The organism is Nonomuraea maheshkhaliensis (assembly GCF_039529435.1).
In the GTDB taxonomy this organism is placed as follows: Bacteria; Actinomycetota; Actinomycetes; order Streptosporangiales; family Streptosporangiaceae; genus Nonomuraea; species Nonomuraea maheshkhaliensis.
In genome coordinates this window covers 1-8172 of the sequence record NZ_BAAAMU010000225.1, presented here as the reverse complement: position 1 = coordinate 8172, position 8172 = coordinate 1, and the positions used below count along the sequence as shown (strand labels likewise).

General features: G+C 71.3%; 7 protein-coding genes. 5 read left to right on the top strand and 2 right to left on the bottom strand.

All coding sequences use genetic code 11. The features are described 5' to 3' along the window. Positions 1 to 119: 119 nt before the first annotated feature. The 3 genes from ABFX54_RS55045 to ABFX54_RS55035 all read left to right on the top strand — a co-directional run bounded on the left by ABFX54_RS55045 (position 120) and on the right by ABFX54_RS55035 (position 4735). The gene (locus ABFX54_RS55045; RefSeq protein ID WP_346115327.1) at positions 120 to 1499 is read left to right on the top strand and encodes an MFS transporter; all 1380 of its coding nucleotides are present in this window, start codon (positions 120 to 122) and stop codon (positions 1497 to 1499) included. A gap of 13 nt (positions 1500 to 1512) precedes the next feature. Continuing rightward, positions 1513 to 2517, top strand: a complete 1005-nt coding sequence (locus ABFX54_RS55040) for an enolase C-terminal domain-like protein (RefSeq protein WP_346115326.1) — start codon at positions 1513 to 1515, stop codon at positions 2515 to 2517. A gap of 61 nt (positions 2518 to 2578) precedes the next feature. Continuing rightward, the gene (locus ABFX54_RS55035) at positions 2579 to 4735 is read left to right on the top strand and encodes a class I SAM-dependent methyltransferase (protein ID WP_346115325.1); all 2157 of its coding nucleotides are present in this window, start codon (positions 2579 to 2581) and stop codon (positions 4733 to 4735) included. Between the two features lie 6 nt (positions 4736 to 4741). Here the strand turns inward: ABFX54_RS55035 and ABFX54_RS55030 are convergent, their stop codons facing one another. Then, on the bottom strand, positions 4742 to 6052 hold the full coding sequence (locus ABFX54_RS55030; RefSeq protein ID WP_346115324.1) for an MFS transporter: 1311 nt from the start codon (positions 6050 to 6052) through the stop codon (positions 4742 to 4744). A 102-nt stretch (positions 6053 to 6154) separates the two neighbouring features. Here ABFX54_RS55030 and ABFX54_RS55025 point away from each other — a divergent pair, with 102 nt between their 5' ends. Both ABFX54_RS55025 and ABFX54_RS55020 read left to right on the top strand, forming a co-directional pair. Then, positions 6155 to 6844: a GntR family transcriptional regulator gene (locus tag ABFX54_RS55025; RefSeq protein ID WP_346115323.1), complete on the top strand. Its 690-nt coding sequence runs from the start codon at positions 6155 to 6157 to the stop codon at positions 6842 to 6844. Beyond that, positions 6841 to 7929, top strand: a complete 1089-nt coding sequence (locus tag ABFX54_RS55020; RefSeq protein ID WP_346115322.1) for a mandelate racemase/muconate lactonizing enzyme family protein — start codon at positions 6841 to 6843, stop codon at positions 7927 to 7929. Before ABFX54_RS55025 ends, ABFX54_RS55020 begins: the two co-directional genes overlap by 4 nt. A 1-nt stretch (position 7930) precedes the next feature. On the opposite strand, the gene ABFX54_RS55015 is transcribed toward ABFX54_RS55020, so the two are convergent. Continuing rightward, positions 7931 to 8172: hypothetical protein (locus tag ABFX54_RS55015; RefSeq protein WP_346115321.1), on the bottom strand; the 242-nt coding region annotated here is incomplete at its 5' end.

The following is an 8172-nucleotide window of genomic DNA, read 5'->3' as shown; positions in this document are numbered from 1 at the left end:
CCTCGGCTACAGCGAGAGATCAAAGCACAGCAGAGATCATTCTGTTAGGACCTCTTAGGCCGAATTGCCTAGGCCCCGGGCCCGATGTGCGGTCCGGGGCCCGGCCATAGCGTTCCGGTATGACGACGACGATGGAGAAGACGGCGGCGGCCCCCAGCGTGGTGGCCCCTCAATACCGGGCGCTGAGCGTCGGGCTGGTCGCCCTGGTCATGTTGCAGGCGTTCGAGGCCATGGCGGTGGCCACGGCCATGCCCGTGGTGGCGCGCGATCTTGACGGCATGCACCTGTACAACCTGGCCTTCAGCGCCACGCTGGCCGCCAGCGTGATCGCCACGGTGCTGGGCGGACGATGGAGTGACGTGCGGGGGCCGCTCCCGCCGATCGCGGCGGGGGTGGCGGCGTTCGTGGCGGGGCTGCTGCTGGCCGGGCTCGCGCCGACGATGGAGCTGTTCGTGGCGGGCCGGTTCGTGCAGGGCATCGGGATGGGATTCACCCAGGTCGCCTTGTACGTCCTGGTCGCCCGGGTCTATCCGCCGGCGATGCATCCCCGGGTCTTCGCCCTGTTCTCGGCGGCGTGGGTGGTGCCCTCGATGATCGGCCCCGCCATCGCCGGTTTCGTGGTGGAGAACGCCGACTGGCGGCTGATCTTCCTCGGCGTCACGGTCATCGTGATCCCCGCCGCGCTGCTGCTCTGGCGCGGCACCGCGGGCAAGATGGCCACCGGCATCGACGCCGCGCCCGCCTCCGGCCTCGGACGCAAGCTCGTCTACGCCACGCTGACCGCCGTCGCCGCCGCACTGATCCAGTACGGCAGCGCGCTCAAGCTGGCCGGCCTGCCCCTGCTCGCGGCCGGCGTGGTGCTGCTGGTCATCTCCCTGCCCAAGCTGCTGCTGCCCGGCTCGCTCCGGGCCGCTCGGGGCCTGCCGACGGGGCCGGTCCTGCGCGGCCTGGCCTTCGGCTCGTACACGGCGGCCGAGGTGCTCATCCCGCTCATGCTCATGAACGAGCGCGGCCTGAGCGCCACCGGCGCCGGCGTGGTGCTCACCGTCGGGGCGCTCGGCTGGTCCACCGGCTCGTGGATCAAGGGCCGCGGCATGATCGGCAACCTGACGGCCATCCGCGGCGGCGCCGCCATGATCGCGGCCGGCATCGCCATGGTGAGCCTCGTGCTCGTCGAGCAGGTGCCGCTCGCGGTCGCGTACGTGGCGATGGCCCTGGTCGGGCTCGGCATCGGCGCGCTGCACCCGACGGTGTCGGTCCTGGTGCTGGAGATGTCCAAGAAGGGCGAGGAGGGCGACAACTCCGCGGCCGTGGGCGTGGGGGAGTCGGTGTTCACCGTCATGGCCGTCGCGATCAGCGGCGCCCTGTTCACCGCCGCCGCCCAGAACTACGCGGCCGGTCTCGCCTTCGCCGTCGCGCTTGCCGTCCTGGCCGTCGTACTGGCCCCGCGTTTCGTGCACGCCTCGGCACCGGGCACTATGGAGGAGACCGCGTCATAGAAAAGGGGGGTTCATGCCGCGAGTGCGTGAGCTCGAGGTCTTCCGGCTGCTGCTGCCGTACGGCAGGAAGTCGGAGACCCTGCTCGTCAAGCTCACCGACCACGGCGGCATGACCGGGTGGGGCGAGGCCACCTCGCCCCCGGCCAAGACGTGGGCCAAGCTGGAGGAGACGCTGGCCGCGCAGCTGATCGGGGTCGACTGGGAGCATCCCGACACCGTGCCGACCGGCGAACCGGCCGTCGACATGGCCTGCTGGGACCTGTGGACCAGGATGCGCGGGGTGCCGCTCGCCGAGGCGATCGGCGGCACCCGCACCTCGCTCGTGGCGACCGTGCGGCTGACCCCCGACTCGTCCGTCGAGAGCCTGGTGTCCCGGGTCAACCAGCAGGTCTGCGCCGGATACGGGCACGTCACGGTGGACGTCAGGCCCGGCTGGGACGTGGAGCCCATCCGCGCGGTGCGGCAGGCGTACCCGGCGCTCACGCTCGCGGTCGACTGCGGCAACGCCTACACCGACCTCGACCAGCTGCTCGCGCTCGACTCCTACGGTCTTGAGGTGATCGAACGGCCGTTCGCGGTCGCCGACACCTACTCCCACGCCTCGCTCCAGGACCAGGTGACCGCCTCGGTGGCGGTCGAGGCGGGCTCGTCCGCCGAACTGGACGACTACCTGACCCTGCGGGCGGCCCGTGTCCTGCTGCTGCGGCCGTCCGCCTTTCCCTCGCTGTCGGAGGTACGCCGGGCGCACGACCGGGCGGCGGCGGCCGGCTGGGACATCCAGTGCACGGGCGGCCAGGGGGCCGGTCTGGCCAGGGCGGCGACGGTGGCGGTGGCCAGCCTGCCCGGGTGCACGCTGCCGTGCGATGTCACGCAGCCGCCGCGGCAGAACCAGATCGTCACGCCGATCGTGGGTGCGAACGCCGGGGTGATCGCGGTGCCGTTGACGCAGCCGGGGCTGGGGCACGACATCGACGAGACGCGGTTGCACCGGATGGTCAAGGAGTCCTTCCGGGTGTGACGTTGGCGTGATCACCTTCCCCTACCGTTGTCCCGAAATTTCGGGATATCGGGGGGATGCGGTGGAGCTGACCAGGGAACGGATCTTACGCATCCTCCTGACCAGGCATCCGGCCTGGCTGGTGCCGGAGCCGCTGAAGATCGTCATCGGCACGGTCGTGATCTGCGCCGTCGCAGCCGCCTTCACCGTGCCCTTCGCCGCCCTGGGCGGTTTCGGGCTCCTGCTGATCGTGGCGGTGTGGGTCGCCGTGCTGTGGGCGTTTCTGGCCGCCCGGGTGCCGCGTACGTATGAGTGGAGCTGCCCGCGGCTCCCCCTGGACGACCAGCCGCGATTACGCGCCGTGATCGAGGAGGCCGGGCGGCTGGCCGGGCTCGACGGCCTGCCGACGGTGCGGCTGACGGCCGATCGAGGGGTGTGGGTGCGCGTCAAGGGGGACGGGCGGGTGGAGCTGATGATCGGCACTTACCTGCTCTTGGGGATGCGAGCGGAGGAACTGCGCACGTTCATCCTGCGCGAGCTGATCAGTGCTCAGCGGTGGTCGTGGCACGAGCGGTGGGCGGTCACGCTGGTGCGCGCCCATCGCGACTGGGAGTGGCTGGCCGCGGCCTGCGCGCCGGTGCGTCACGCCCTCACGGCCGAGACCGCCGCCCTGGTCGGCTGGAAGGCCCTCTTCGCCGCCACGCGTGCCGAACTGGTCGCGCGGCAGGCGTTCCGGTGGCATCTGACCCGGTACGCGACGAGCTTCGCGGGCAAGGGGTGGGCGACCGACCTTTATGAGAGCTTCCGGTGGAAGATCCAGGAAGACGGGCTGATGACCCGGGTCCGGCCGCGAGCCGAAGAACTCTCCCGTGCCCTCTCCGACGCGGTCGAACTCGAGTGCGGCGGCTATCCCGCCCGGCCCGATGACGAGGCCGATGACGAGGCCGGTGATGAGGCCGGCGATGAGCCTCGTGGTGATGAACGGCTCATGGGCGATGACGAATGGTCGCCCAGCTCGGAAGGCGGCGTCTTGGAGAGTGTGGCGCCCGCGCTCGAACTCCGGCTGAACAAGGTGGTGACCTACCGGGTGGCAGGCGGGGTGAGCCTGTCGCTGTTCGCCAGGCCGTACCGGCTGAGCGAGATTCCCGCGCACGAATGGACCGCTCCCATGGTGATCCAGCGCGCTGCCGTGCTCGAAGCCGCCACCCAGCTCCTCGGCCGGCCCGCCACGAACCTGGACGTCGTCGAGCTGGTGGTCGCGGGGCGCGCCGGCGAGCTGGAGTGGTGGCACGGAGAGGGCCCGTGCGCGCACCCCACGCCCGGCGTCTGCGCCCTCATGCCGCTGTTCGACGTGGCCCTGCGCCGCCGGGGCTACACGCACGAACACGTGTTCGCTCAGCGCGTGCTTCTCGGCCCGGCCGGGGACCGGGTTGACCTGGTAGAACTGTCCAAGAAGACGGAGTCAGGCGAGCCGTGGGGGCTCATGCTCGGAGGGCCGATGACCGGAGACGACACGGAGGCCGACGCCATCCGGCTGGCCGGTGAGTCGCTGGCGGCCGGTGACGCGACCGGCTGGTTCGAGCGGCTCTACGCCGAGTCCGCGACCGGCGACGCCATCGTCCCGTGGGATTCTCGCTCACCCCATCACCTGCTGACGGAGTGGGGCGACCAGCAGTTCGCCGCGCCCGACGGAGGTGCCGGCAGGTCGCCGGAGAGAGCGGCACCCGAGGTGGGCGCCGGGGACTCGCCCGGGCGGGCCGAGGGTTCGCGTGGGCGGGCGCTGGTCGTGGGGGCCGGGCTCGGTGACGACGCCGAATACGTGGCCGGGCTCGGTTACGAGACGGAGGCGTTCGACGTGAGCGAGTCGGCGGTCCAGCTCGCCCGCAAGCGCTTCCCCGGCAGCCGGGTGCGCTACCAGGTCGCCGACCTGTTAGATCCGCCGAAGGAGTGGCACCGGGCCTTCGACCTGGTCGTCGAGGTCATGACCGTGCAGTCCCTCCCGGAGTCCCTGCACGGGCGGGCCGTCGCGGGGGTGGCCGGGTTCGTCCGGCCAGGGGGCACGTTACTGGTCATCGCGACGGGACGGGACGAGGACGCGCCGGTGTTCCCGCCGCCCTGGCCCCTGACACCGTCCGAGATCACGGCCTTCGCCGCGGAAGGGCTGAAGGCGGCCAGGATCGAGGACCTGCGGGGCGGCGAACGACACCGCTGGCGCGCCGTCTTCCACCGCCCCGCCTGACAGCGGCTATCGGGCGTGTTCCGTGGTGGGGAGACCGAGGGGCTCGACCCGCTTCAGGATCACCGCGTACGTGAACGCGCCCAGCAGTGCCACAGCCGAGATCACCATCAGCGGCACGGTGAACGACGACGTCCGGTCCACCAGGACGCCGATCATGATGGGGCTGATGATGCCGGCGAAGTTCGAGGCGAAGTTCTGGATGCCGCCGATCGAGGCCACGTGCCGGTCGGCGGGAGCCACGTCGGCGGGCAGCGACCAGATGTTGGCGGCGGCGAACGTCGAGCCCGCGTACGCCACCGACAGCAGCGCCAGCGCCATCCACGCCTCGGGCACCCACACGGCGATCCCGATCACGGTCGAGACCAGGAAACCGCCGGCGATGAACGTCTTCCTGACCTTCGTCACCGAGTCGCCGGCCGAGATGCGGCGGTCGGCGAGCCAGCCGCCCAGCCACTCGCCGCCGATCGCCACCAGGCCGGGCAGCGCGCCGAAGAGCCCCAGTTTCAGCAGGCTGAAGTTCCGCTCCTCCACCAGGTAGGTCGGAAAGAAGGTGAGGAAGAAGTAGACGACCATGTTGAGGCAGAAGAAGCCCAGCATCATCGCCCAGATCGTGCGATAGCGAAACAGGTCCCGCCACCGGACTTGGTCACCCTCGCCCTCGTCACCCTCGAAGCCCCGCGCCCCGCCCTCGCGCAGGTAGTCCAGCTCCTCCTGAGTGATCTTCGGGTGCTCCTGCGGGTCGCGGTAGGCCCGCCACCACCCGTACGCCCACAGCAGCCCCACCACGCCGATGATCGCGAACGTCCACCGCCAGCCCAGCCAGGCGATCAGCGTCGTCACGATGGGCAGCGCGATGACGCCGCCCACCCGGGAGCCGGAGTCCCAGATCCCGGTGGCCAGGGCCCGTTCGTGCTTGGGGAACCAGCGGCCGACGACCTTGGCGCTCGTCGTGGCGGCCGGGCTCTCCCCGACGCCGAGCAGCAGCCGTACCCCGAAGAGTGAGGCGAAGCTGCCGGCCAGGGCCGTCAGCGAGGTGAACAGCGACCACCACACGGCGGCGAACGTGAACGTCCTGCGCGGCCCGTACCGGTCGACGAACCAGCCGGCGGCGAGCTGGAAGAAGTCGTACGACCAGAAGAACGCCGCCAGGATCATGCCCTCCTCGGTCTTGCTGAGGTGGAACGTCTCACCCATGAACGGCAGCGCGACGCCCAGGCTGGCCCGGTCCAGATAGTTGATGACGAGCCCGGCGAAGACGTAACTGATCATGTACCAGCGCAGCCGGCCGTGGACGGTGCTCCGGGAGGTTGTGGCCATGGCGATCCTCAGTACAATTTCCTATTGGATAATTCGGACATGTTGCCTAGAGTTCACCACTGACGTCAAGTGAAGGACGTCAAGTGAGGTCGCAGGAGAGAGATGACAGGCAGTGAGCTGAAAGGGCCGGTACGCGCCGCCCGCCGCAGCGTCCTCACCGAGGACCTCTACGAGCGCGTCAAGAGCCTGATCATGAACGGTGAGCTCGAACCGGGCGCCCGGGTCAACATCTACGCGGTGGCCAGACTCCTCGAGGTCTCCCAGACGCCGGTGCGCGAGGTGCTCTCGGCGCTGGAGTCGGAGGGCCTGCTGACCAAGGAGGCGCTGCGCGGCTATTCGGTGGCGCCCGTGCTGGGCCCCGCCCAGGTCGCCGACCTCTACCAGCTCAGGCTGCTGCTGGAGCCGTGGGCCGCCGCGAGGGCCGCCGAGCGGATCGACCCCAGCGCGGCCGCCCGCCTGCGCGCCGAGCTGGACAGCGTCCCGCAGGCGCCGCAGGGCACGCGGTACGAGGACTACCACGCCATCGCCGCCCACGACGCGCGCTTCCACGACCTGGTGGCCGAGCTGTCCGGCAGCCCCGCGCTGCGCGAATCGCTCCAGCGCACCCACTGCCACCTGCACCTGTTCCGCATCGAGTACGAGGGCAGGCGCAGCGGCGAGCCCACGCTGGCCGAGCACGCCCGCATCGCCGAGACCGTCACGGCGGGCGACGCCCGGGCGGCCGAGCAGGCGATGCGCGACCACCTCGGCGCCGCCCGCGACCGCTTCCTCCGGATGGGACCATCGACATGACGAAGATCATCAGCGCCTCGGCCGCCCTGGTCGACCTGCCCGTGGAGACCGTCAGGACGGACGCCGTGCAGGCGTTCGTCAAGCAGGAGACCATCGTCGTGGACCTGCGCACGGACGACGGCCTCGACGGCACCGGCTACTCCTACACGATCGGCACCGGCGGCCGGGCCGTGCTGTCCATGCTCCGCGATCACCTGCTGCCCCTGCTGGAGGGCCGTGACGCGCGGGACGTGGAGGCGGCATGGCGCGAGCTGTTCGCCGTCACCCGCGCCACCACGGTCGGCGCGATCACCTCACTGGCCCTGGCCGCCGTGGACACCGCCCTGTGGGACCTGCGCTGCCTGCGCGCGGGCGAGCCGCTGTGGCGCCTCGCGGGCGGCTTCCGCCGGGCCGTCCCCGTGTACGACACCGAGGGCGGCTGGCTGCACCTGTCCACTGATGACCTGGTACGGGGCGCGCTCGCGGCCAAGGAGTCGGGCCTGCGCGGCGTCAAGCTCAAGATCGGCCGCCCCCGGGCCGAGGAGGACGCCGAGCGGGTGGCCGCCGTCCGCGCCGCCGTGGGGCCGGGGATGGACATCATGGTCGACGCGAACCAGTCCATGACGTACGCGGAGGCCAGGCGGCGGGCGCACGTGCTGGAGCCGTTCGACGTCGGTTTCTTCGAGGAGCCGCTGCCGGCCGACGACGTGCAGGGGCACCGGGAGCTGGCCAGGTCCACCTCGATCCCGGTGGCGGTGGGGGAGTCGCTGTACTCGGTCGGCCAGTTCCGCGACTACCTGGCGCGCGGCGCGGCCTCGGTGGTGCAGGCGGACGTGGCCAGGGTGGGCGGGATCACGCCGTGGCTCAAGGTGGCCCACCTGGCGGAGGCGTTCAACGTGGCCGTGTGTCCGCACTTCCTGATGGAGCTGCACGTCAGCCTGGTGGCGGCGGTGCCGGCGGGCACGTACGTGGAGCACATCCCGCAGTTGCGCGCCGTCACCCGCACGGAGCTGCCGATCGAGGACGGGCACGCCGTCGCGCCCGACGAGCCCGGCCTGGGCATCGCCTGGGACAGGAACGCCCTGGACGACCTCCGCGTCGCCTGACTCAATCCCCGGGGTGGCCGGGGAGGCGGGATTCCAGCAGGTGGACGATCTCGGCGTGGCCGGTGCCGAGGAAGTGTTCCGAGCGCAGTTCGCCCGCTTCGTCCCGTACCTCCGCCACCACCCGCACGTCGCCCCCTTCCGACCGCTCCCGCCGCACCTCGATCCGCGCCCCCGGCGGGGCGTACGCGCCGGCCCGCGCGCGCACCTCCGCCTCGGCGTCGCGCCCGGCGAGCTCGCGGGCGA